Origin of the sequence: Streptomyces sp. H51 (assembly GCF_035656535.1) — a bacterium.
In the GTDB taxonomy this organism is placed as follows: Bacteria; Actinomycetota; Actinomycetes; order Streptomycetales; family Streptomycetaceae; genus Streptomyces.
Genome location: NZ_JAYMHD010000052.1, coordinates 1 through 1,215 on the forward strand (window position 1 = coordinate 1; position 1,215 = coordinate 1,215).

General features: G+C 67.1%; 2 protein-coding genes. Both read right to left on the reverse strand.

Annotated elements, in window-relative coordinates; all coding sequences use genetic code 11:
- Positions 1–802, reverse strand: an 802-nt coding sequence (locus tag VKA29_RS18715) for an alpha-amylase family glycosyl hydrolase (protein WP_324787002.1), incomplete at its 3' end; no start/stop codon positions are given.
- A gap of 26 nt (positions 803–828) precedes the next feature.
- The coding region (locus VKA29_RS18720) for an alpha-glucosidase C-terminal domain-containing protein (protein WP_324787003.1) at positions 829–1,215 on the reverse strand (387 nt) is incomplete at its 5' end.

The window sequence follows — 1,215 nt, forward strand, 5'->3', positions numbered from 1 at the left end:
CGTCCTCCGGCCACTGGTTCGCCTCCGCCAGCAGCACCGTGTCCGGGTACTGGGCGTCGATCTCCTTGCGCACCCGCCGCAGGAACTCGTGGGTGGCGGGCAGGTTCTCGCAGTTGGTGCCCTCGGCCGCGTACAGGTACGGCACCGCGTCGAGGCGGAATCCGTCGATGCCGAGGTCCAGCCAGAACCGCAGCGCGGCCAGGATCTCCTCCTGCACGGCCGGGTTCTCGTAGTTCAGGTCCGGCTGGTGGGAGAAGAAGCGATGGAAGAAGTACTGCTTGCGGACCGGGTCGTAGGTCCAGTTGGAGGCCTCGGTGTCGACGAAGATGATCCGCGCGTCCGGGTACTGCTTGTCGTCGTCGGCCCACATGTAGTAGTCGCCGTAGGGGCCGTCGGGGTCCTTGCGGGACTCCTGGAACCACGGGTGCTGGTCGCTGGTGTGGTTCATGACGAAGTCGATGATGACGCGCATGCCGCGCTGGTGGGCGGCGTCGACGAACTCCACGAAGTCGGCCAGGTCGCCGAACTCCGGCAGTACGGCGGTGTAGTTCGCGACGTCGTAGCCGCCGTCCCGCAGCGGGGACTGGAAGAAGGGCGGCAGCCAGATGCAGTCGATGCCCAGCCACTGCAGATAGTCGAGCTTGGCGGTCAGTCCCTTGAGGTCGCCGACGCCGTCGCCGTTGCTGTCCTGGAAGGAGCGGACCAGGACCTCGTAGAAGACCGCGCGCTTGAACCACTCGGGGTCCCGGTCCTTCGCGGGGGTGTCCTCGAAGGTGTCCGGGACGGGCTGGTTGACTGTCATGACGCTGTGACCCTCCGAATCTGTGACTAAGCGGACGACCGCTGGACGTGGAACACGTGTGCCGGGGCCCTGCCGGGTTCCAGACGCACATAGTTGCTCCGCCCCCAGTGGTAGGTGTCACCCGTCAGTTCGTCGTGCGCGGACATGAACGCGTTCCGGTCCAGGCCGAGTCGCGGCATGTCCAACGAGACCGTGGCCTCCTGGGTGTGGTGGGGATCGAGGTTGGCGACGACGAGGACGGTGTCCTCGCCCGCCGTCTTGCTGTAGGCGATGACCGCCTCGTTGTCCGTCGCGTGGAAGCTCAGGTTCCGCAGCCGGTGCAGGGCCGGATGCCGCCGCCGGATGTCGTTGAGGCGGGTGATGAGGGGGGTGATGGTGCGGCCCTCGCGTTCGGCGGTGTCCCAGTCGCGGGG